The organism is Mesorhizobium sp. P160219, from assembly GCF_057786095.1.
Genome location: NZ_JBYNWG010000001.1, coordinates 2,531,690 through 2,553,949, shown reverse-complemented (window position 1 = coordinate 2,553,949; position 22,260 = coordinate 2,531,690). Strand labels below are relative to the sequence as shown.

Genomic DNA, 22,260 nt, shown 5'->3' with positions numbered 1-22,260 from the left:
CGTTTCCTCAGTTCTGTTTGATTTCCGAGCCCTTCATGACGATGTCGCCCGACGCGTTGGCGAATATCTTGCCACTGGCGGTTACCGTTATATCCTTGCCCTTGATGCCAATCGTCCCATCCTTCTTCATGATGATGGAGGCATCTCCGCATTTGATGGTGATCTCGTCACCGGCATCAATGACAAGCTTCTTTCCAACGCCAATCGAACCGTCGTCGGCAATGGTGATCCCGCTGCCTTTGCCTATTTTGAGCGCATGGGCGCCGCCGATATCAGTGATGTCGTCGGCCGCTATCTTGGCTGTTCGAGCCTTGCCTATCTCTGTCGCCTGCCCGCCGCCAATGTTGACGCTCTGGTTGCTTGCTATTTCGACGCCCTGATTGGCCCCAATGCTCCAACTGTCCGTGGCGCCAATCGTGTGGCTTTGACCCGCGCCCACCGTCACAGAGCGCGAGGCCCCGATCGTGTTGTTCTGTATGGCACCCACAGTCCTCGTCTCGGAGGCGCCGACGCTGTCGATGCGCGCCGCACCCACTGTGATGGTCTGCACGATCGCCACGGTCTGGGTGTGGTTGGCGCCGATCGTCTCGGTGGAGTTCGAACCGATGCCGATCGTCTCGTCGATGCCCACCGTCAGCGAGCGGTTCTTGCCGACCGTCTCGGTGTCGTTCGACCCGATATTAGTGGTCTGGTCGACGCCGACCTTGACCGTCTTGTTGTTGCCGACGTCCTCGTCGAGGTTGTGACCGACGGAGTGCTTGGCGTCGTGGTCTATGCGGTCGGACTGGTCGTGCTGGACCAGCTTCTGGCGATCATTCTTGATCAGAAGGTGATGGTCCTTCTGCGCCTGGAAATTGACCAGTTCGGAGCCGGCCTTGTCCTCGAACATCAGCTCGTTGTAGCCGCCACCGCCCTTCGACGAGTTGGATTTCCAGCCCGACTGCGTGGCGTTGCCGGGCAGCCCGTAGGGCGGCATCTGCGAGGCGTTGTAGACCCGGCCGGTGATGATCGGCAGATCCGGATTGCCTTCGATGAAATCGACGATCACTTCCTGGCCGATGCGGGGAATCTGGATGAAGCCCCAGCCGCTGCCGGCCCAGGTCTGCGACACGCGCACGAAGCAGGAGCTCTTCTGGTCCTTCTTGCCCAGGCGGTCCCAGTGGAACTGCACCTTCACCCTGGCATATTTGTCGGTGAAGATTTCCTCGCCGGACGGACCGACGACCGTCGCCGTCTGTGGCCCGCGCATGATCGGCCGCGTCGTGATGCGCGGTGGCCGATAGGCGACTGAAGTCGGCGCCACGCCGAGCACGACCTTGAAATTCTCGCCATCGGTGTCGACGCCGGCGCGGTAGCCCGGATCGAACAGCCGGTATTCGGCGCTGACGACCAGATACTCCTTGTTCTGGTCTTTGCGCGGAAAGCCGTCGAGCTTGAAGGTGCACCCGGAGAACAGGCCGCGCACGGTGCCGACGGCGGCAATGCGCATATGCGGCGCCTGGATTTCTTCGCGCCTGATCGCCGCCAGGCTGTCGCCGCGGCCGACTTCCAGATGCGCGCCGGGGTGGCGATAGTTCTCGCCGGCAGCCTGCTTGTGGCCGAAGGGCTGTGCCGACTTCGCCATCAAATCGGCGGCGGGCTTCTCGAAATCATAGTCGGTGTGGGCATAGGCGCCCGGGCGCACCGCACTGCCTGGAATCCACTCGGTGATGTATTCGACGTCGCGGCGCGAGCCCTGTCCTTCGAACTGATAGAGCACGGTCTCATAGCCAGGCGCGGGCTTCAGCTTGCTCATGGCGTCGGCCAGGATCAGTTTGTGCTCACCTTCGGCGTGCTCGAAGAAGTACATGATGCCTTCGTGCTCGAGCAGCCGCTGCACGAAATCGAGGTCGCTCTCGTCGTATTGCACGCAATATTCGCGCGGCGGATAGGAGCCTTGTAAGCGCTTCTCGAACTTGGCGATGCCGCCATATTTGGAGAAAATCTCCTCCACGATCTCGACGGCGGTCTTGTCCTGGAAAATGCGGCAGTCGGTGGTATTGCCGAGGAACCACAGCCACGGCCTGACGACCGCCTCATAGTGAGCCAGCCGATCTTCGATGCGGGTAAGGCGAAACTCGGCGATGAGGCCGCTGAACCAGCGCTTGGGGTCGGCCTCGCCTTCGATCGAAACGGCGCCGCCCAGCATCTTCAGCGGGTCGATATCGGCATTGGTCGAAACAAATCCAACGGTGTAGGCAAGGCAGCGGCTGATCTCGTCGCGGCCGACGAGATGCGTGAAAGTCAACAGTTCGGCGCCGACCGGCGTCTGCACAAGCGCGGCGCGTTGTTCACTCGGCATGGGTCGTGCCCCTCCTGAGCGCTAGTGTGGCAGGTTCGAAGCCCTTCTTGTGTTAACGACCTCACGTTCAGGGATATTTCGCAACTTGCCACCCAAGCCATGTTGAGCCTACCACATGTTCTATGGCAGACCAAAGAGGACAAGCGGCAGGCCGTTGCTGTTTGCGCCGCTTTCGCCAGTGTGAAACGCCGCTCTCCCGCTGTGCCCGCAAGCTGCTAGACTGTGGCACATCGGATCAATGGAAACGGCAGCGGTCGACGGTCCATAGCGCATGTTCATCAGTCTGCAGATCAGCAATGTCGATGTCCTGCCTGCCGGGCTGCCGCCCGGCTACGCATCGCGCGACCGCGGCTTCGAGATCGGGCGGGAGAACTGCGCCTGGACCTTGCCCGATCCGGACAAGTTCATCTCCGGCCGACATTGCGAAATCCGCTACGAAGGCGGCGCCTTTTTTCTCCACGACGTCTCGCGCAACGGCACATTCGTCAACGGGTCGAGCCAGCGCCTGACCGGCCCGCATCGGTTGGCGCAAGGTGACCGGCTCCGGATCGGCCGCTATATCGTCTCGGTGTCGATCGATGACGGGAACCCAGCCTTCGGTGGCCATGGTTCGACGCAACGGCAGATGCCCGTTGCCGGATCCTTTCCAGACCATGTCGCATCGCCACGGTCACCGACCGCGCCACCCGCTTCGGTCTCCAGCCGGCCGCAGCAAGCCGACGAGATCCTGCGCGCGATTGCCGCCGGCGCCGGCATTCCGCCAGAGGTGCTTTTGCTGCGCCAACCGCAGGAGGTAGCCGGCGAGATCGGCGCGGTGCTGCGCATCGTCGTCGACGAGCTGGTGTTGCTGTTGAAGGCGCGCGCCGCTGCAAAAGTCCTGGCCAAGACCAGCGACCGGACCATGATCAATTCCGCCGACAACAATCCGCTGAAGTTCGTGCCCGGGACAGACGAAATCCTCGACATCATGTTCGCGCGGCGCAGGGCCGGCTATCTCGATGCCAGGCACAGCATCGAAGACGCTTTCCACGACCTCAAAACACATGAATTCGCCACCTTCGCCGCCATGCAGGCAGCGCTGTCGCGGTTGCTTGACGATCTGTCGCCCGAGGCGATTGCGAAAAAACTGCCGCCATCCTCCTTTGCCTCGAAGAAGACGCGCGCCTGGGACGCGCTGGTCGCGACCTGGCGGGCCAAGGAGGAAGCGCACGAGAACGGCATGCTGGACATATTCCTCACCTATTTCAGTGAAGCCTATGCCAAGGCCGCCAAACAGAAGACCGGCAAGGGCTAGGGTTCAGACTCAATCAACCTATAGGGCTGATCTTGCCTTCAGTTCCGAGAAGGCACATTCTCTGCGTATCGGGCGGTCTCGTGAGGATCAATGTTCAAGAAAATAGTTGAGAGAGTGCCAGTTGGCGCCGCTGACCCGGTAAGCGACCTGATTGGTCTGATCGACTTGATCGAAATGGAGTTGGGGCTCTGGGCGGGTGGCAAAAGCGTGCGCAACCGTCTCTCCGAGGTCATCAGTGAAATTCGCCGATCCGAAGGTGTCGCGAGCCAGGAGAGTGTGAGCGTTTTGCTCGATGTTATCGAACGACTGGGTAATATTGAGCGGTTTTTGTCCGACAATGGTTTTGAGACTGGCTCTGAAACTTCCAACGGTTGACGCTTCGAACTCTGCTTGTACGACGAGAAGAGCGTGATCGGTCAGACCCAGAATGCGATGAGCGTTGCGAGTGCGACGGCGGAGAGAAAATTCCTTGCGAGCTTGTCGTAGCGGGTTGCGATGCGGCGGAAATCCTTGAGCCTGCAGAAGGCAGCTTCGATACGCCATCGGCCCTTGTATCGGGTCTCATCGTAGCTGATCGTCGCCTTGCGGTTTGATCGTCCCGGGATTACTGCCTGCGCCCCTTCAGACTTCAGGTGCTTGCGCAAGGCGTTGGCATCGTAGCCTTTGTCGGCGATCAGGCATCGCACGGGTCCGGCGGCATCCAGCAGCGGCTTGGCCATCGTGATGTCTGCGACATTGCCCGCGGTGAGCCGCAGGACGGCGGGCCGTCCCAGCAGGTCTGTCACCGCATGAATCTTGGTGGTTTGGCCGCCGCGCGATGGCCCGATGGCCTGTGCTTTCGCCCCCCTTTACCACCGTGAGCGGAGCGATGCGCCTTTATATAGGTGGAGTCGATAGATGCCGACAGGGCAAGGACACCCTTAGCCACCAGCGCATCAAGGATTCTGGTCCAGAGCTGTCGGCGGGACCACCGTTTGAAGCGGTTGTAGATCGTCGTGGGAGGGCCGTATTCGGCCGGGCAATCCTTCCAGCGGCAGCCAGTTTTCAGCACATGCAGGATGCCACTGATGACGCGCCGATCATCGACCCTGCGCGCGCCAGGCAGGTTCTTCGGCAGCTGCGGCTCGATTGCCGCCCAGGCGTCGTCATTCAACCAGAACATCTGCTTCATCCTCGCCTCCATCGCAATTTCGAGACAAGGAACCTGATTTGCTAAACTAACTCAACAGGCTGATTAGGTTTTGACCCTAAGCCCGCGCACCGCTGAAGACACCGTGAAGGCGACCCGAGCACGGGCCGGCCACCAAAATTGCGCCGGGTTTCCATCGCAACCTTCTGAGACTACGATCACATACGACGATTGAGCACGCGGGTACGGTTGGTCGACCTCGGGGGTCTGCGGCACATGTCATGTCACGGCGAGATAGCGTCCTGCGGTCCGCGTTTGCGCGGACATGGCGCTGTGCGTCGCGGCGCGCGGGCGTAGAGGCAGGGATCGGCGATGAGCTCGAAGGATGATCCTTTCGATCCGACCGGCAAAACCGTCATCCGCCCCAGCCGCCCCAATCCCGGCCGCAAGCAAAAGACGGTTCTCGCCCGCGATGCGCCGGCCCCCGGCAGTACGGTGATCGCCCCTGCCAGCGTCCCGGAACCCACGGTTTTCGATCCCAACGCCGGCCGCCAGCCGCCGTCCGACGTCACGGGGACGGTGATCTATCAGGGAACGCCCTTCGCCAACGCGCCGGCCGATCCGCCCGTTCACGGCTCAGCCGGGACGGCGGGGAAAACGCCATGGGATGCGCTGCTCGGCGCCAGCGATGCCGTCGATTATGGCGCGGCCAACCCGATCGTCGCTGCCGCGGCGCCCTTGCTGATACTGCTTGGGCATCTGCGGCTGATGGCTGTCGAAAGACCGGCCGAGCCGCTGGCGCAGCATGTCGCCGGCCTGATCGAGGATTTCGACCGCAAGATCGCCAGGACCGATACCTCGGAAGAGGATGCGCGCATCGCCAGCTATGTGCTTTGCGAAACCGCCGACGATATCGTCGCCAATCTGCCCGGTTCCAGCCGGGATGCGTGGGCGCAGCACGCCATGCTGCAGCGCTTCTTCCAGGTCAAACCCACCGGCGCCGGTTTTTTCCAGGCGCTGAACACGGTGCTGGCGACGCCGGAACCTCATCGCAATCTCATCGAGCTGATGCATGTCTGCCTGTCGCTTGGCTTCGAAGGCCAGTATCGCGGCCAGCCGCGCGAGAGCCTCGAACGGGTCCGCCGCGACGCCTACGAGACATCAGCCTATTTCCGCGTCCTCGGTGACAACGACATCTCGCCGCGCTGGCAAGGATTGTCGGTCACATCGGCGCAAGGCTCCAGGCGGGTTCCGCTCTGGGCCATAGCCGCTGCAACCGCGGCAGTTTTGACCGCAGCCTTTTTCACGCTGCGCGTGCTCATCACCAATGATGGCGAGGCTGTTGCCGGCGAGTTGCTGGCGCTCAATCCGGCGACGCCGGTCACCATCGAGCGCACCGGTTTCGTGCCGCTGACCGAGGAGGTGAAAGTCGTCGCAGCGCCAACGACGATTGCGCAGGTCGATCGCATCCGCACTGCCTTGGCCAAGGAGATCGAAGGCGGCGGCGTCAGCGTCGGCACTAAGGGTGATTTCATCATCGTGGAAATCAGCAACGCCCTGCTGTTCCAGTCGGGACGAGCCGAGGTCAAGCCGGAGTTCGAGCCGGTGGCTGCCAGCATCGCGGCGGCTCTCGACGCGGAGCGCGGGCCGATCCGGATCGTCGGCCACACCGACAACGTCAAACCGAAGAAGACCAGCGCCTTCAAATCGAATTTCGACCTCTCCGTCGCACGTGCCCAGTCGGTGGAAAAGATGATCGCAGCGCATTTCAGCGATCCGTCGCGGACAAAGGTCGAGGGCAAGGGCGAGGACGAGCCCATCGCCGACAATGCAACGCCGGACGGCCGCGCCAAAAACCGCCGTGTCGATGTAATGATCCCGCGGGAGGAGATGCTGTGACCGGCTGGCTGCTGCGCATCTTCAGCGCGCTCGCGCTCGCCGGCTTTGCCGCCGCGGTCTGGTACGCCGGCCCGTTAATCCGCTTTGCCGGCGCCCGGCCGTTGGATCCCATCTGGCTGCGGGCAGCGATCATCGGCATCGTCGTCGGAACGGTGGCGATCATCTATGCAATCCGGTTCTGGCGCAGGCGCAAGGCGCAGAAGGCGCTGGAGGCCGCCATGGCCAGCGCCGAGGATGACGGCAGCGATGCAAAGGTGCTGGAAGCTCGCATGAACGAAGCGGTCGCGACGCTCAGGCAATCGAGCGGCAAGCGCAACTTCCTCTACGACGTGCCCTGGTACATCGTCATCGGCCCGCCGGGCGCCGGCAAGACCACCGCGCTGGTCAATTCCGGCCTGAACTTTCCGCTTGCCGGGTCGGGCCAGGCGCAGCCGGTGGCAGGCGTCGGCGGCACGCGCAATTGCGACTGGTGGTTCACCGACGAGGCGGTGCTGATCGACACGGCCGGGCGCTACACGACGCAGGATTCCCATGCACGGACCGACAGCAAAAGCTGGCTGGCGTTCCTGTCGCTGCTCAAGCGGCACCGGACGCGCCAGCCGATCAATGGCGTCATCCTGGCGATCAGCCTTTCCGATCTGATGGCGGACAGCGAGCAGGCGGCCCGCGTCGCCGAGATCCGCAGCCGCCTGCAGGAAATCCACGAGGTCCTGAAGGTCCGCTTTCCCGTCTATGTGCTGTTCACCAAGGCCGACCTGGTCTCCGGATTCATGGAATATTTCGGCGGTTTCGACGAAGCACGCCGGCGCAAGGTGTGGGGCGCGACCTTCCAGACCGCCGAGCGCGGCCTGAACATGGTCGCGGAAGCGCCAGCCGAATTCGACGCGCTGGTGAAGCGCCTGACCGAAGAGATGAGCGAGCGGCTGCAGGCGGAGACCGATCCGGTCGCGCGCATCGCCATTTTCGGCTTCGCCGCGCAGCTCGGTGCGCTGAAAGGCCGGATCGTGAATTTCCTCGAGGGCGTTTTCGAGCCGACGCGCAAGCAGCTGAACGCCCCCCTGCGCGGCCTGTATTTTTCTTCCGGCACGCAGGAAGGCACGCCGATCGACCAGTTGCTGGGCAGCATAGGCCGCAGTTTCGGCAGGAATGCCCAGGCGCATCTTTCCGGCACCGGCAAAAGCTTCTTCCTGCACGATCTGTTGAGCCGCGTCATTTTCGCCGAGTCCGGCTGGGTGTCCTATGACAGGGCGGCCGACAGGCGCGTTGCGATCGCCCGCTACGCCGGCCTGACAGCGATCGCGGCCATAGCGATCGCCGCGCTTGGCGTTCTCGGCCTGAGCTTTACGACCAACAAATCGCTGGTCGCCGCGACCGGCCAGGCGGCAGGCCAATACCGCGCGACAGCCGCGCCGCTGCTGGCCAGCACGACGGTGTTGGATGCCGACCTCGAAACCGTCATCGGCGCGCTCGATGCGCTGCGCGGCCTGCCGGCCGGCTACGATACGAGAGACCAGCCCACCCCGGCCACGGCGACGTTCGGCCTCAGCCAGCGTGAGCGTATCCTTTCGGCCTCCGAGACCGCCTACCGGCAGGGGCTGGAGCGGATGTTCCGCTCGCGCCTGCTGTTCCAGCTCGAACGCACGATCGAGGCCAGGATGGCCGATCCGATGGCGCTGTACGAGCCGTTGAAGATTTACCTGATGCTGGGCGGCAAGGCGCCGAAAGTGGATGACGAGCTGGTCGTCACCTGGCTGAAGCGGGACTGGGAACAGAACCGCTATCCCGGCGCCCACAATCGCGACGGCCGGGCGCAACTGGAGAAGCATTTGCGCGCCATGCTGGCGCTCGACGATGACCAGGATCCCTCGTTCGAACTCAACCGCGCGCTGGTCGAATCCGCCCAGCGCTCGCTCGGCCGCATGAGCCTTGCCGATCGCGCCACCGCGCTCATCCAGTCGGCCACCTATGCGGCGGCGCTGGACGATTTTTCGGTGTCATCGCAAGCCGGCGCGGAGGCGCCGATGCTGTTCGAGCGCAATGACGGAAACGATCTCGCCGGCCTTCGCGTCCCCGGTCTCTACACCCATGCCGGCTTCGACTTCTATCTGGCGCAACTTGCCAGGAGCGCGCAGGCGCTGGTCGACGATCAATGGGTGATCGGCTCGAGCGGCGAGCAAGGCGGTTTCGACCAGGAATTGCTCAAGCTCGGCCCGGAGCTGCTCGATCGCTATGGCAAGGGCTTTGCGGCGGCGTGGAACGAGGTGCTCGACAGGTTGAAGTTCAAGGCAATGGCCGCCGACAAACCGCAATATCTGGCGCTGTCCGCAGCGGGATCACCGAGTTCGCCGCTGATGCAGCTGTTCGAGGCGATCGCGCGCGAAACAGCTTTGACGCAAGAGCGCAATCCGGCTGCGCCGTCTCAAGACAGCGGCCAGGAAATCGCGGCACGCGCCAAGGGCCTCGCCCGCATCGGCATCGAGCTTGCAGCGCGCAAATCGCAGAGCAGGGCCGGGACCGCCTTTGTCAGTACGCAGAACCAGGATCCCGGCGCCAACATCGAAGCCCAGTTCCGGTCTTTCCAGGCTTTGGTGGCCGGGGCGCCGGGGCAGCGGCCGCTCGACGCCCTCACCCAGAATTTCCGCGAAATCTATCAGAGCGTGCGGCTGGCCGCCGATGTCCCCGCCCAGACGGACCAGGCCAACGCCAATCTGCAGCTGCAGATCTCGACGTTGCGCGCCAATGCTTCGCGGCTGCCGAAGGCGCTGGCCAGGATGGTGAGCGCGGCGGCGGACGATTTCGAGGGCACCGTCGCCGAAACATCGACCACGCGTCTCAACGAGATGCTGGAGGAGACCGTCGGCCGTCCGTGCGAAGAGGTGATTGCCGGGCGCTTTCCATTCGCCCCCGCCGGCACCGACGATGTCGCCATGGCGGATTTTGCCAGATTGTTTTCTCCGGGCGGGGTTCTCGACCGGTTTTTCGCGCAGAACCTGGCGTCGCTGGTCGACATGAGCGGCCAGGACTGGGACTGGAAACAGGACACCAGGTTCGGCCGCAATCTGGCGAAATCGACGCTGAAGAACTTTCAGCTCGCGGCACAAATCCGCGCGGCTTTCTTTCCGCTCGGCGGGCCGGTGCCGTCGATCAACATCACCCTCACGCCGCTGTCGCTGCATGGCGATGCCGACATGGCGCTGCTCAATATCGACGGCCAGGTGCTGCAGGCCACCCAAGCCGGCAACACGCCGGGCCTGATTCCGTGGCCGGGCAAGACCGGTTCGGCCAGTCTCAGCCTGACGCCGGAGCTGCCCGGCCGCGAGTCCGCAATCAAGTTCGACGGTCCCTGGGCGTTGAAACGATTGCTGGACAAGGGGCAGGTCACCGCCAATGGCGACAGTCTCGAAGCGCATTTCCTCATCGGCGGGCGCGATGTCGCCTACACGATCAAGACCGGGAAGGACGGTAATCCGTTCACGCTGCCGGCGCTCTCCGCGTTCAGCTGTCCGAAGGCTTTCTGATGGGGAATTGCATGGCAGGACCAAAGATTGCAGGACGCAGAGACAGCGGCGGCACCACACCGTCCGTCATCAGCGGCTTAGATTTCGATACTCTAATGAATGGGGCTGTGGCAGACTGGCCAGGCACGTCAGCCAAGGCGTTGCGGAGCGTAGGCAAGTGAACGATGCCGCCTTTGAGAGCTACGGCGTGAGCCACAAGGGCTGCGTGCGCGACCACAATGAGGACAGCTTTCTGGTCGAGCCGCAGATCGGCCTCTGGGTGGTGGCCGACGGCATGGGCGGGCACGAGGCCGGAGAAGTCGCTTCGGCAAGCATTGTCGAGCATCTGGCGACGATCGGCATCGCCAGTTCGGCGCCGGATCTGCGCGCCCGCTTTGAGGATCGGCTGAACCGGGCGCATGCCGAGATTCGCCGGATTTCGCGCTCACGCGGCGTGACCATCGGCTCCACCGTTGCCGCACTGCTGGCCATGGACGGCAGGTTCGCCTGCCTGTGGTCGGGCGACAGCCGCGTCTATCTCGTGCGCAACGCCGCGATCTCGCAGATTTCGCGCGACCACACCGAGGTGCAGGAACTGCTCGACAGCGGCGCGATCAGCGCAGCCGAAGCGGAGAACTGGCCGCGCCGCAACGTCATCACCCGCGCCATCGGCGTCAACGACGAAATCGCCATAGACTTCCAGCAGGGAGAGACCCTTGCCGGCGACATCTTCATCCTCAGCACGGACGGGCTGACGGCGCATGTCAGCGACGCGGAAATTGCGGCAGCAGTGCTCTCGGGAGCGCCGCAGGCTGCCTGCGAAAAGCTGCTTTCCATGGTGCTTGAGCGCGGCGGCACCGACAACGTCACCATCGTTCTGGTCAAGATCAGAGACAAAGGCAATGGCCTGTCCCGAGCAGGAGGCCACGACCGATGAGCTCCGACGACAAGACCCGGCTATTGCCCAACATGGCGGATACCAGCGTCGGCACGCAGCTCAGCGGCATCTACGAGCTCGACGAACGCATCGCGTCGGGCGGCATGGGCGAAGTCTATCGCGGCCACAACATCCAGACCGGCGATCATGTCGCGATCAAGATCGTGCTGCCGGAATTCGCCCGCGATCAGACGATCCTGTCGCTGTTTCGCAAGGAAGCCTCGATCCTCAACCATCTGTCGCATGACGCGGTCGTGCGCTACCACGTCTTCACCATAGATCCCGGCATCGGGCGGCCCTATCTGGCGATGGAATTCGTCGACGGCCAGTCGCTCTACGACATCATGCGCGGCGGGGCGATGGCGACTCCGGATGTGCGCAAACTGTGCCACCGGCTGGCCTCGGGCCTGAGCGCCGTGCACCAGGCCGGCGCCATCCACCGCGATCTTTCGCCCGACAACATCATCCTGCCGGGAGGCCGGGTCGAGCGGGCAAAAATCATCGATTTCGGCATTGCGCGATCGGCCGCGGTCGGTGGCGAGACGCTGATCGGCGGCAAGTTTGCCGGAAAATACAATTACGTCTCCCCCGAGCAGCTCGGGCTCTATGGCGGCGAGGTCAGCGAACAGTCCGACATCTACAGCCTGGGGCTGGTGCTGGCGGCGGCGCTGCGCGGCAAGCCGATCGATATGGGCGGCTCGCAATACGAGATCGTCGAAAAACGGCGGACCGTCCCTGATCTCTCCGGCATCGATGCCGATTTCAGGGACATCGTCGAAGCGATGCTGCAGCCTGACCCGGATGATCGACCGGCCAGCATGGCCGAAATCGCCCGGTTGACGCGCGACGACAGCGACGCGACCTTGCCGCCGGCATCGCTCGCGCCCCGGCCCGGTCTGCCGCGAACCGGGCAGACCGCAGGGCCTGTCTCGAAGATCGGGGACTCGCCGGCCCAAGGCTTCGGTTCGGCCCCGCCAAGCGGCACGGCGGAGCCGTCTTTCGTGCCGCACGTGCGCCCGGCGCACCTGTCGCAGCCGAAACCGGCTGCTGAAACTCCCAAGCGAGCAAGCACACCGCCGAAGCGTGCTACTACAGGCAGAAATCTGACGATCGCGGTGCTGGCGGCGGTGGTCATGGTATCGCTTGGAGGGCTCTATGCATCGGGTATCGTGGGATTCGGAGACCGGCCTCGCCTCACCGACACCGGCAAGCCGCTCCAACCCGGACTGACAAAGCCGATCGTCGCTGACAAGCCCGTTTCGGACACTGCGCCGGTCGAGAAGACGGTGCCAAAGCCGCAACCAGCGGAGACTCCGGCTGAAGATCAGGCCAAAGCGCCGGTCGAGCCGCAGCCGACGCCGCCAGTCGCGTCGAGCGCCACGGCCCCGCTGCCGGCCGCACCAACCGACAAGACCGTCGCGCTGCAACCGCCATCCGGCCCGTCACAGTCCGATGCCGCGAAGAACCCCGAGCCTGTCAGTCCGCCGGTAGAGCCCAAGGCGACAGCGCCAGCCACGCAAACACCTGAACCGACGGCCGAGGCCCCCAAACCCACAGCACCGACGCCGGAACCCACCGCTCAAGCGCCCGAGCCCAAGGCGCAGGCGCCTGAACCGACCGCGCAGGCGCCCAAGCCGGACACGCAGGCGCCTGAACCGACCGCGGAGCCTAAGCCGAGCCAGCCCGATATCGCCAGCGGTGAGCAGGCCGACAAGCCGGCAGAGCCCGACATTGCCATGAACGTGCCCAAGCCGGAGGTGCCGCCACCGGCCGATGCGGCCGCGGAGCGGGTCACCTGGGTACGCGCCTTCAATGGTGGTGATTGTTTTTTTGCGACGGTGACGTCGGTCGCCGACAAGGGTGTCGCGATCGAGGGCTTCGGCACGTCGGTGCCACCCTTCGAACAGTTGCTTGGGGAATTCCAGGCGAAGTTCCATGTCGAGCCGGATATCAGCGTCCGCCTTATCCAGCCCCCGCAATGCGGGATCACCGGCTTCCTGCGTTTCATGGGCGCGAGCACGGCCGACAGGCCGCAGCTTGTCCTCGACCAGACATCGGTGCCGGACGGCTCGCCGATCGACGGCACGCTGATGACGCATGGCGGGCTGGTGTCGAGCGTGTTCCTGATCGACCACAGGGGCATCGCGTTCAACCTCGACGATCATGTTGTCGTACAAGCCGACAAGGCGACCTTCTCGATCCCGATCGGGCTCGGCGCCGCCGACAAGGCGGCAGGCAAGGCGTTGCCGCAGATCATCATGGTGATCACCGGGCCGCAGGACATAAAGGCGGCGGACTTCACAACGCCGACGCCGGCCTCGGTGCTGTTGCCCAGGATCCTCGACGAGATCGGCGCCAGGAGTTCGGCATTTTCGGCGACCGCCAAATACTTCCGCCTCGGCGGCTAGCACCGACGCCGATGCAACGCCGTCGCCGAGATCCCGTCCTGCTTGCCCGGAACGTGCGCGTGAAGCTCGCCGCGAGCGCGGTCGCGACGCTGTTGCTGGCGCTTCTTTCCACCGGGCATGCGCGCGCCGAATTCACCGTCTGCAACCAGACGCTCGACGTCGTCAATCTTGCCGTCGGTCAGAAGGTCGACGATGCCGACCAGACCGATGGCTGGTGGACCATCGGCGCCAATCAATGCGTCAACGTCATTCGCGAGGAGCTGACCAACCGCTACATCTACATCTACGCGACGGATGTCTTCGGCCACGCCATTCTGGCAGGCTCCACCGACATGTGCATCGAGCGGCGGCGGTTCTCGATCCGCGGCATCGATGAATGCTGGCAGCGCGGCCATATCGCGGCGAAGTTTCTCGAAGTCGACACGCAGGAACAGGTGCGCTGGACCTTCTTCCTGACCGGAAGCGCACCGTGACGCACAGCATCGACACCAGCTTCAAGGCAAAGAAGCAGGCGCGCGCCGCGCTACGCAGGCGCAGGATCTGGCTCGGGCTGGCGGCTGGCCTGGCGACAATCGTCCTCGCCGCGATTGCCACCGGCTTCTATCTTACCGCCGACTACTGGTCGTTCCGCGACGAGGACGAGGAACTGCATGCCGTCGAAGACTCGGACGACGTGCCGGCCGACGCATCGGTCTACGTGCCGGCCATCATCGACCTTGCCGGCGACCCGATGTGGATCACACTGGCGCCGGAGGCGGGCGCCGCCAAGAGCCGCGGGATGCCGCGCCCGACGGAGCTCGACCAGGCCGGCATCTCCCCTCAGATCATGGTTCTCTCCGACGTGATGCTGAGCGCCAGCGAAAAATTCATGACGACGATCCCCTCGACGCAGGAGGATTTCGCCTTCTTCCAGGCGCAGCGGAAGACCGCGGTCGCGCCACCCGCCGAACCCAACGATCCGCAGAATGACCTGCAGAACGATCTTCAACCATCGCCCGGCGCGGACGGGGCTCCGGCGGCCTCCGGCCCAGCTCCTGACCCGCAGGCTGCTCCGGGTGCATCGGCGGCGGCCGATGACCCCGAGGCCGGCTGGGGCGAGACCATCGATGAGGGCGAAGCAGCACTCCCCGCCTTTCAGAAGACAGCGGTCGAAAACAACACCAGCGTTGCCAACGTCAGCTCGGAATATCAGCGCTTCGAGGCGACCGAGGACATTTTCGTGAAAATCCTCAACGACCGCAGCCTGGACAGCGTGGCGCTCGATGCGCATTTTTCCGCCGACGACGCAAAGCTTGCCGGCGAGGCGCTGAAGGCGCTGTTCGACAAGGACGGCCTGCAGCCTGGTTATGTCGTGGCGATGCGCGGCTTTAGGCCGACGCGCGAGACCACGACGATGTCGCTGATGCAGGTCTCGATCTACGCCAGGAACGTCTTTGTCGGCACGCTGACACGCAACGCGGCCGGTGCCTTCGTGTCGGGCGTCGACCCGTGGGTGCGCGAGGACCTGTTCAATTATTCGGGCGCCGAGACCGAAGGCACGCAGAAACGGCAATACCGCCTGCTCGACGCGATCTATTCGACGGCGGCCCGCAACAATGTGCCGAGCGGCATCATTGGCGAAGCCATCATGTATCTGTCGCGGGGACAGGATCTGGATGCTTTCGCCAGCGAGGACCAGCGTCTTGTGCTGATCTATTCGCAGACGCCGCGCGGCAAGAACGAGACCGACGGACGGGTGCTCTATGTCGGTATCCAAGGCACGCAAAAGAGCTTGGATTGTTTCGTTTTCCAGCAGAGCGACGGCCAGTTTTCCTGCGTCTCGGGCGATGACCAGGTGCGCTCGCTGACGGTGGCCAACGGCATGGTGACGCCGGTCAACGGTGTCATGACGTCGACCTTCGGGCCGCGCAAGCATCCGATCCTGGGCGTTGTTCGCATCCACAAGGGCGTCGACTGGGCAGCACCCGTGGGGACGCCGATCGCCGCAGCCTTCGACGGCGAGATCATCTTCCAGGGCGACGGCGGCGGCTACGGCAATGTGGTCAAGATCGCCCATGGCGGCGGCCGCGAGACGCGCTACGCGCATATGTCGAAATTCGCCATTGCCAGCGGTGTCGGCACCAAGGTGAAGGCCGGCGACATCATCGGCTATATCGGCACCACCGGCCTGTCGACCGGGCCACATTTGCATTTCGAACTCTACCAGAGCGGTCAGGCGATCGATCCGCTCGGAACAGTGACCGCTGCAATCGCCGTCACTTCCAGCGATCCCGCCGTCGAAACGCTGACCGACCGTATCGTCCACGTCGAATCGGGCGGTAGCGCGCGGGCCAAGAACCCGCTGTCTTCGGCGACAGGCGCCGGCCAGTTCATATCCAAGACCTGGATCCGGATGATGAACACCTATCGTCCCGAACTCGCGCGATCGCTGTCGACCGCAGACCTGCTCGCTTTGCGCTACGACGCCACCATCTCGCGTGAGATGGTGCGCAATCTGGCGCGCGAGGGCGAAGCCTATCTCAAGGCGCGCGGCCATCAGATTACCGCCGGCCGGCTCTATCTCTGCCATTTCCTCGGCATGGAAGGCGCACATCAGGTGCTGGCGTCGCCGGGATCGGCGCAGTTGAGCGCCGTGCTCGGCTCGTCCGTTATCCAGGCCAACCCGTTTCTTGCCGGCAAGACCGCCAGCTACGTCGTCGACTGGGCGGAACGGAAGATGGGCCGCAAATTGCCGACGCCCGCCACCACCGATGCGGGCCAGCAGACGACGACGGAAGTCCGCCAGACATCGCCGGAGTTCGAAAAATACAAGCAGGCGATAACGGCACTGGTCGGCTCGATCCAAAATACTCTTGAGCCGGGCTAGAGCTGGCAGTTCGCCCCGGCTTTCGCCAAGCCGATTGGTTCTGAGGCCGGCCAATGGTATGTTTGCGGATATTTGGGAAGGTTTTTGGGTCCTTGTGAACCAAAACTGTGGCTGGGATCACATACGCCCAACAGCCATTTTGGCAGAAGCGATACAGTCGCTGGTGAAATTTAGCATGCGCAGCCATCAATAACGCGCCCCATTGGGGCGGAGGGCCGATCCCATGAAAGCGTTTGCCGTCCTTTTGAGCGGATTTTTTCTGTTAATGCTGACCGCGCTTGGCACCGTCCAGGCGGCGGCGCCGGATGCCGGTGGCGTCAAACGCGTCGCGCTGGTCATCGGCAACAGCAAATACGTCCATGCCGTCGAATTGCCCAATCCGGCCAATGACGCGCATCTCATCGCATCGACGCTGCGCAATGCCGGCTTCGAGGTGATCGAGGGCGTCGACCAGGACAATGCCGGCATGCACAGCCTGATCAGCAAATTCACCGAGCAGTCCTACGATGCCGACCTCGCCGTCATTTTCTATGCCGGCCACGGCATGCAGGTCGACGGCAAGAACTTTTTGATCCCGGTCGACGCCGAACTGACGTCACCTGCCTATCTCAAGACCCGCACCGTCCAGATCGACGACTTCATGGCCGCATTGCCACCCGACCCGGCGGTCGGCGTCATCATCCTCGATGCCTGCCGCGACAATCCGCTGGCACGCACACTGGCGGCCGCGATGCCGAAGACCCGCTCCACCGCGCTGGGCACCGGCCTGGCGCCGATCGACCCTAAATCAGAGGGCGTCGGCACCGGCGGCATCCTGATTGCTTATGCCACCGACCCGGGCGCCATCGCCTTTGACGGCAACGGCGTCGACAGCCCCTACTCGACCGCGCTCGCCAGGCACCTGACCGAACCCGGCATCGAGATCCAGAGCGCGCTGACGCGGGTGCGCGGCGAAGTGGCCGAGACCACGCAAGGCCGCCAGCGGCCATGGCACAACGCATCGCTGGGCCGCGAGGTTTTCCTTGGCAAACCGGCCGCCGAAGCCGTGCCGGTGGCAAAACCGGCCGCCGACGACGCGAACGCCGCGACAGCGCCCGCCCCTGCCCCCGTCACCAGCGAACCGCCTTCGTGGGAAGTCGAGCAGCGGCTTTGGGACGAGGCCTCGAAGCGCAACACCGCGCCATTCTACGAAGCCTATCTCGAACAGTTCCCGAATGGCCGCTTCGCCACGGTGGCGCGGCTCAACATCGATGCGCTGAACGATCCGAAAGCCCAGGAACGGCAGGTGGCAGCGCTCGATGCCGACGAAGCGAACTCGGGTTCTGCCGTGCGCACCTCGGTCGGCATTTCGGACGACATGAAGAAGGTGCTGGGCACCGAGGCGACGGAGAACGCGATCGGTCTCGATCGCCAGGGCCGCATCGACCTGCAATTGCGCGTCGAGGCGCTGGGCAACGAGCTTGGCCGCGTTGACGGCAATATCGGCGCCAAGACCCGGCAAGCGATCGGCGACTGGCAAGAGGGGAACGGGCTGCCTCCGACCACCTTCCTGACGCGCGAGCAACTGGCATTCCTGGTTATCCAGACGGATCCGATGATGGAGGCCGTGCGTGCCAAGCATGAGGCCGACCAGGCCGGCGTGGACAAGCCGAAAAAACAGATGGTGCAGAAGGCCCGCACGCTGAAGCCGGTGGCGGAAAAGCCACGCAAGAAGCAGTACGCCCAGAAGCCGCGCCGACAGCAGCAGTTCGTGCAGAAAAGGCGCAACCGGGAGGTCGTGCGCGAGGATGAGCCGCCGCCGCGGGACAACAATGATTTCCTGACCAAGGCGCTGATCTTCGGCACCGGCGTAGCGGTCGGCGGCGTGCTCAAGAACTGATCGATCATGTCAAACAATAAAAACGCCGCGTGTCCGTTGGACGCGCGGCGTTGTGTTTGACGACGGCCGGAAGACGCAGCCGGCGAAGCTACTGCGCCTTGATCCGCATCTCGACCCGCCGGTTGACGGGATCGTAGGGATCGGGATTGCGTGGATTGGCCTCGCCGAGACCGACCGCCTTGATGCGGGTGGATTCGATGCCGTTGGATTCGAGGAAGGCGGTGACCGATTGCGCCCTGCGCTGCGACAGCCCCTCATTGTAGGTCGCCGAGCCGGATGCGTCGGTATAGCCTTCGACGACGAAGGACAGCTTGCTCAGCCGATCGTCCTTCAGCGCCTTGGCAAATTCGTCGAGTTCGCTGCGCGCCTTGGCGTCGAGCTCGGACGAATCCAGGCTGAAATTGATCAGCATATCGAGGCCGGTCTTCTCCGGAGGCTTTTCTTTCTGGCCGGTCTTGCTCTTGCACTCGTCCTCGGTGCCGACACAAATCCCGCGTGCCGCGCCGTGATCGATCGTGCCGGCAAAGAACTTCACAATGTCTTCCGATTTCTGAAGTGGGTCGGCATAGACGTGAGTCGAGAAAAGCACGGTCGCCAATGCCAAGACTGAAATGTGCCGCTGCATAACGGTTACTCCCGTTTCGAGCATCCGATTTTCACTCAGGCCCGATCCATGGATCCGGGCCAACTCTTCCTGTTCGACAATGATCTGTCGAGATCACGGTCGGCTGTGGAATATACCAAACCGTGAGGCGTTTGTCTGTGAACAACGTCATGGACATGTGGTGGTCGACAGACTTGACCCGCGCCTCGCAGGCGGGTTGAGTGAGGGCTGGGGGAGGATAACAGCAGCGATGGTCAACGGGCTTCGATTCCAGACCGCACGCGATCTCTTCGCCGCGAACACGGCTGTCGCCCGGGACATGACGGCCGTTCCGACCGACCAACCCTCGCTCGAGTTCTGCCGCCGGCTGATGGCCGGGCGCATCCCCGAGGAAGCGATTACCTTTTGCGCCTATCTCCTGCCTGACCGGGCCGCAATCTGGTGGGGCCATGAGTGCCTTGGGCATCTGACCGAGCTGCTCGAAGAGCAGGATCTCGCAACGCTGGCCCTGATCCAGGACTGGGTCGGCGACCCCAACAATGCAAGCCGCCGGGAGGCTGTCGCCGGGGCGGCGATGACGCAGCAGCACACGCCTGCCGGCTGGATCGCGCTAGCGGCGCAACGGCACATCAATGGCCTGACGCCGCAGACCAACGGGTCGAGGCTGCGGCCGCTGCCGGCTGCGCATGCCGTCAATGCCGGCATACTGGCCGGACTGGCGCGGGTTGCGGTGGCGGACCGTTTCTCCGTGCTCACCGCCTTTGTCGAGATGGGCATCCATCTGGCCGGAACCGAGGCGCTGCGCCGAGCCTGATTGCTCTGGATCGTGATGAGATTTCATTGAAATCTGATCCAACCCATTGTTGGCGGTCTCATTTGCAGCCGTTTTGCGCCCATTTGCCGAGTGCCACCTTGAAGCGCGTGCCCAGCGGGTGTTGCAGGCGCAACACCGAGACATCATTGGTGACGTAGGTCTTGGCCTGGTCGCACAGCCGCTCCTCGGTCCATTGATGACAGTTGCTGCACTGGTTGTCCCAGACGGACTTTTCCAGGCCCTCGACCGGACTGAAGTGCGGCTTGCCCTGGATGAGTTGGGCGATGCTCTTGCCGTCGATCGACGGGTCGCCGAAATTGACCGGAACGTCGAAAAGGACTGGCGCGTCCGAGCCCAGCTTCGGAATTTCCTCACGCAGCTGTTCCAGCGCCTGCTCGCCGGCGTCCGTACCCGGCGGATTGGCGGCCGCGCCGGTGCGCGCCTGCGTATCGCCTTCGGGCGCAGCCGCGCCTGAATCGCCGACGATCAGCGGCGCCTTGAGATCGACCTTGTGAAGCACGACATCGGTGGCCAGCGAAACGTTGATCCAGGGCCGCTGGCGTCCGGCTGTGGCCTTGAACAAATCCGACGTAACCCGGTTCATCGCTTCGGTGATCGAGACGTTGACCTCGCCGATATGGGCAAGCAGCGCCGCCGAAAATGGCGAGTGCTCGCCCGGTCCGTCATAGGCGAGCTGGTTGGGACTGGCAGCGAAGGCGACCAGCGTGCCGGCGCCGCCATTCTCGATCGGTATTTCGGCAAGGCCGCTGCTTGCCGTGCTGTCGCCGCCAGTCTCCTTGGCAAGCACATCGGCGAGCGGGTTGTCGCGGCAGGCGTCGAGGAACACCAGCCTGATGCTGGTCTCGCGCGACATCTGCCGCAGGATGAAATCCACCTGCACGGCTTCGAAGTCGAGCGAGGTCTCGTCCTCCAGCGCCGCATCGACAGGCAGCAGGTAATTCCTGCCCGAGACCTGCAGGCCATGACCGGCATAGAAGAACAGCGCGATATCGGCGCCACGCACCTGCCGCGCGAATTGCGCGATCTTTTCCTGCGTCTGCGCCTTGGTGAGATCGAGGCCGGAGACGATTTCGAAGCCCAGCCCCTTCAGGCGATCGGACATTGCCTGCGCATCGTTCACCGGATTGGGCAGCACCGGCGCGTTCCGGTAATGGGAATTGCCGAGCACCAGGGCGATGCGGCGTTCGGCACTGGCCGCGGTCATGGTAATGGTCATGGTCAACGCAAGCGCCAGCACGGCGAGGCCGATGCCGCGCATGAAGTTGCCGCAACTTGCAATGATGTCCAAACGCACCGGATTCCTTTTCGGTTGACGGGCCTTCTCAGTTAAGGACCGGCTCAGTTGGAGAGCGGCGTGGCGGAGAACTCGATCCGCCGGTTCAGCGCCTTGTTCTTCGGCGTATCGTTCGGCGCCACCGGCTTTTCCTCGCCATAGCCGGAAGCCGTGATCTGCGCCGATGGAATGCCCGCAGCGATGATCGCGTCGGCGACCGCCTTGGCGCGCCGTTCCGACAGGTTCTTGTTGGCCGTCGGCGAGCCGTCGGAATCGGTATGGCCCGAAACCTCGACCTTCAGTTTCGGACATTTGCCGACGACGCCGACCACCTCGGCCAGCAGTGGGCGGCTCTTTTCATCGAGCCGAGCGCTGGCTGGGCGAAAATAGACGGCGCCGGTGCGCGACAGCACCTCGAACCTGTTCAGGCATTCATCGTCGCTGAAGGACGTCTTGCCTGCATCTGTGGCGACCGGCCCCGCATCGGCTGGGGCTGCGGCCGCGACGGCAGGCGTGGCCGCAGGCTTGGCGCCGTCAGCGGTGAAGACGAAGTCGAACGACACCGAAGCCGTCGGGACGATGCTGCTGACATTGGCCGCCTGCTGGAGTTTTTCGATGTTGGGCAACAGGCCGAAATCCTCGACATGCACGGCGACCGGCGCCTCCGAGGCGATCGACACCATGCTGTCGGTGATCATGGTGACCACGACATTGGCCTCAAGGTCCTTGTCGACGCCGTGCAGGCCCAGGCGAAACGGGATATGCGCGCTCATGCGCCGTTTGGTGGCGAGATCGGCAAAAGCGGCGGGATCGACTTTCGCCGTCACTTCCGCCGTCGGGAATTTAAAGGTTTCGAAGAACAGGAAGCGCATGCGGACATTGCGAAGGTCGATGCCGGTGTCGACCGAGTTGAGGTCGAACGTGACCTTGGCGGCGCCATCCGATGTCAGCGTGCCCGAGAGGTTCCTGATCTTGTTGGTTTCGACAATGGTGTTCTTCTTCACCGATTGATAGGTGAGTGTCGAATTCGCCGGATCGAGCGTCCAGTTCAGCTGCGCGTTGGCCGCCTGCGGCGCAAGCAGCAACAGACCGAACACCACGACCACCAGAGCGGGCGGACGCCAGCGCTGCGACGACTTTCCATGCCTTACTAATCCGACGACCCCGAACATGCATGTCCCCCGTGACAACACATTTCAGTTGCGATGACGGCGGTCGAACGCCGTGACCTCAGCCAGCATAGAGCGTTAGCCGCGGCTTAGCGAGTAGCGGAGGCGTGATATCGCCGTTGCTTGCTC

Annotated in this window: 15 protein-coding genes; 10 read left to right on the top strand and 5 right to left on the bottom strand. The window is 63.6% G+C overall.

Annotation, left to right across the window (positions count from 1 at the left end):
* Positions 1-7: 7 nt before the first annotated feature.
* Positions 8-2,341: a type VI secretion system Vgr family protein gene (locus AC3EMP_RS12260; RefSeq protein WP_352711038.1), complete on the bottom strand. Its 2,334-nt coding sequence runs from the start codon at positions 2,339-2,341 to the stop codon at positions 8-10.
* 271 nt (positions 2,342-2,612) lie between these two features.
* Here AC3EMP_RS12260 and tagH point away from each other — a divergent pair, with 271 nt between their 5' ends.
* Together tagH and AC3EMP_RS12250 are read left to right on the top strand one after the other, a co-directional pair.
* The gene (gene tagH / locus AC3EMP_RS12255) at positions 2,613-3,635 is read left to right on the top strand and encodes a type VI secretion system-associated FHA domain protein TagH (RefSeq protein ID WP_023692193.1); all 1,023 of its coding nucleotides are present in this window, start codon (positions 2,613-2,615) and stop codon (positions 3,633-3,635) included.
* A gap of 90 nt (positions 3,636-3,725) precedes the next feature.
* Entirely contained in the window at positions 3,726-4,010 is a 285-nt protein-coding gene (locus AC3EMP_RS12250) for a hypothetical protein (protein WP_023805976.1), read from the top strand.
* A 41-nt stretch (positions 4,011-4,051) separates the two neighbouring features.
* On the opposite strand, the gene AC3EMP_RS12245 is transcribed toward AC3EMP_RS12250, so the two are convergent.
* A protein-coding gene (locus AC3EMP_RS12245) for an IS5 family transposase (protein ID WP_352711035.1) occupies positions 4,052-4,806 on the bottom strand; the annotation gives its coding sequence in 2 pieces (ribosomal slippage) (positions 4,052-4,476 and positions 4,476-4,806; 756 coding nt in all).
* A 330-nt stretch (positions 4,807-5,136) separates the two neighbouring features.
* Between AC3EMP_RS12245 and tssL the strand changes: the two genes are divergently transcribed.
* The 7 genes from tssL (at position 5,137) to AC3EMP_RS12210 (ending at position 18,250) form a co-directional block, all read left to right on the top strand.
* Positions 5,137-6,663 carry a type VI secretion system protein TssL, long form gene (gene tssL, locus AC3EMP_RS12240; protein ID WP_352711032.1) on the top strand — a complete coding sequence of 509 codons (1,527 nt, stop codon included), beginning with the start codon at positions 5,137-5,139 and terminating at the stop codon, positions 6,661-6,663.
* Positions 6,660-10,181: a type VI secretion system membrane subunit TssM gene (gene tssM, locus AC3EMP_RS12235; RefSeq protein ID WP_352711030.1), complete on the top strand. Its 3,522-nt coding sequence runs from the start codon at positions 6,660-6,662 to the stop codon at positions 10,179-10,181. The genes tssL and tssM overlap by 4 nt, the downstream gene beginning before the upstream one ends.
* A gap of 157 nt (positions 10,182-10,338) precedes the next feature.
* On the top strand, positions 10,339-11,097 hold the full coding sequence (locus AC3EMP_RS12230) for a PP2C family protein-serine/threonine phosphatase (RefSeq protein ID WP_023682630.1): 759 nt from the start codon (positions 10,339-10,341) through the stop codon (positions 11,095-11,097).
* Positions 11,094-13,505 (top strand): serine/threonine-protein kinase, encoded by a 2,412-nt coding sequence (locus AC3EMP_RS12225; protein WP_023682631.1) that lies wholly within the window; start codon positions 11,094-11,096, stop codon positions 13,503-13,505. Before AC3EMP_RS12230 ends, AC3EMP_RS12225 begins: the two co-directional genes overlap by 4 nt.
* Positions 13,506-13,516: 11 nt before the next feature.
* The gene (locus tag AC3EMP_RS12220; RefSeq protein WP_050485828.1) at positions 13,517-13,978 is read left to right on the top strand and encodes a DUF1036 domain-containing protein; all 462 of its coding nucleotides are present in this window, start codon (positions 13,517-13,519) and stop codon (positions 13,976-13,978) included.
* Positions 13,975-16,371, top strand: a complete 2,397-nt coding sequence (locus tag AC3EMP_RS12215) for a M23 family metallopeptidase (RefSeq protein WP_023818541.1) — start codon at positions 13,975-13,977, stop codon at positions 16,369-16,371. Before AC3EMP_RS12220 ends, AC3EMP_RS12215 begins: the two co-directional genes overlap by 4 nt.
* A 265-nt stretch (positions 16,372-16,636) precedes the next feature.
* The gene (locus AC3EMP_RS12210; protein ID WP_023695271.1) at positions 16,637-18,250 is read left to right on the top strand and encodes a caspase family protein; all 1,614 of its coding nucleotides are present in this window, start codon (positions 16,637-16,639) and stop codon (positions 18,248-18,250) included.
* 88 nt (positions 18,251-18,338) lie between these two features.
* Here the strand turns inward: AC3EMP_RS12210 and AC3EMP_RS12205 are convergent, their stop codons facing one another.
* The gene (locus AC3EMP_RS12205) at positions 18,339-18,875 is read right to left on the bottom strand and encodes an OmpA family protein (RefSeq protein ID WP_023732205.1); all 537 of its coding nucleotides are present in this window, start codon (positions 18,873-18,875) and stop codon (positions 18,339-18,341) included.
* A 160-nt stretch (positions 18,876-19,035) separates the two neighbouring features.
* On the opposite strand from AC3EMP_RS12205, the gene AC3EMP_RS12200 reads away from it, so the two are divergent.
* The gene (locus AC3EMP_RS12200; RefSeq protein WP_352514644.1) at positions 19,036-19,668 is read left to right on the top strand and encodes a DUF6931 family protein; all 633 of its coding nucleotides are present in this window, start codon (positions 19,036-19,038) and stop codon (positions 19,666-19,668) included.
* A 58-nt stretch (positions 19,669-19,726) separates the two neighbouring features.
* Here the strand turns inward: AC3EMP_RS12200 and AC3EMP_RS12195 are convergent, their stop codons facing one another.
* Together AC3EMP_RS12195 and AC3EMP_RS12190 are read right to left on the bottom strand one after the other, a co-directional pair.
* Positions 19,727-20,983: a caspase family protein gene (locus AC3EMP_RS12195; protein WP_488494619.1), complete on the bottom strand. Its 1,257-nt coding sequence runs from the start codon at positions 20,981-20,983 to the stop codon at positions 19,727-19,729.
* Positions 20,984-21,027: 44 nt separating this feature from the next.
* On the bottom strand, positions 21,028-22,134 hold the full coding sequence (locus AC3EMP_RS12190; RefSeq protein WP_352711020.1) for an OmpA family protein: 1,107 nt from the start codon (positions 22,132-22,134) through the stop codon (positions 21,028-21,030).
* Between the last annotated feature and the right edge of the window lie 126 nt (positions 22,135-22,260).

What these genes read in the sequence shown, in the direction of transcription:
- AC3EMP_RS12260 (WP_352711038.1), bottom strand. Translation starts at nt 2,341, where the DNA reads ATGCCGAGTGAACAACGCGCCGCGCTTGTGCAGACGCCGGTCGGCGCC.
- tagH (WP_023692193.1), top strand. Translation starts at nt 2,613, where the DNA reads ATGTTCATCAGTCTGCAGATCAGCAATGTCGATGTCCTGCCTGCCGGG.
- AC3EMP_RS12250 (WP_023805976.1), top strand. Translation starts at nt 3,726, where the DNA reads ATGTTCAAGAAAATAGTTGAGAGAGTGCCAGTTGGCGCCGCTGACCCG.
- tssL (WP_352711032.1), top strand. Translation starts at nt 5,137, where the DNA reads ATGAGCTCGAAGGATGATCCTTTCGATCCGACCGGCAAAACCGTCATC.
- AC3EMP_RS12225 (WP_023682631.1), top strand. Translation starts at nt 11,094, where the DNA reads ATGAGCTCCGACGACAAGACCCGGCTATTGCCCAACATGGCGGATACC.
- AC3EMP_RS12220 (WP_050485828.1), top strand. Translation starts at nt 13,517, where the DNA reads ATGCAACGCCGTCGCCGAGATCCCGTCCTGCTTGCCCGGAACGTGCGC.
- AC3EMP_RS12210 (WP_023695271.1), top strand. Translation starts at nt 16,637, where the DNA reads ATGCTGACCGCGCTTGGCACCGTCCAGGCGGCGGCGCCGGATGCCGGT.
- AC3EMP_RS12205 (WP_023732205.1), bottom strand. Translation starts at nt 18,875, where the DNA reads ATGCAGCGGCACATTTCAGTCTTGGCATTGGCGACCGTGCTTTTCTCG.
- AC3EMP_RS12190 (WP_352711020.1), bottom strand. Translation starts at nt 22,134, where the DNA reads ATGTTCGGGGTCGTCGGATTAGTAAGGCATGGAAAGTCGTCGCAGCGC.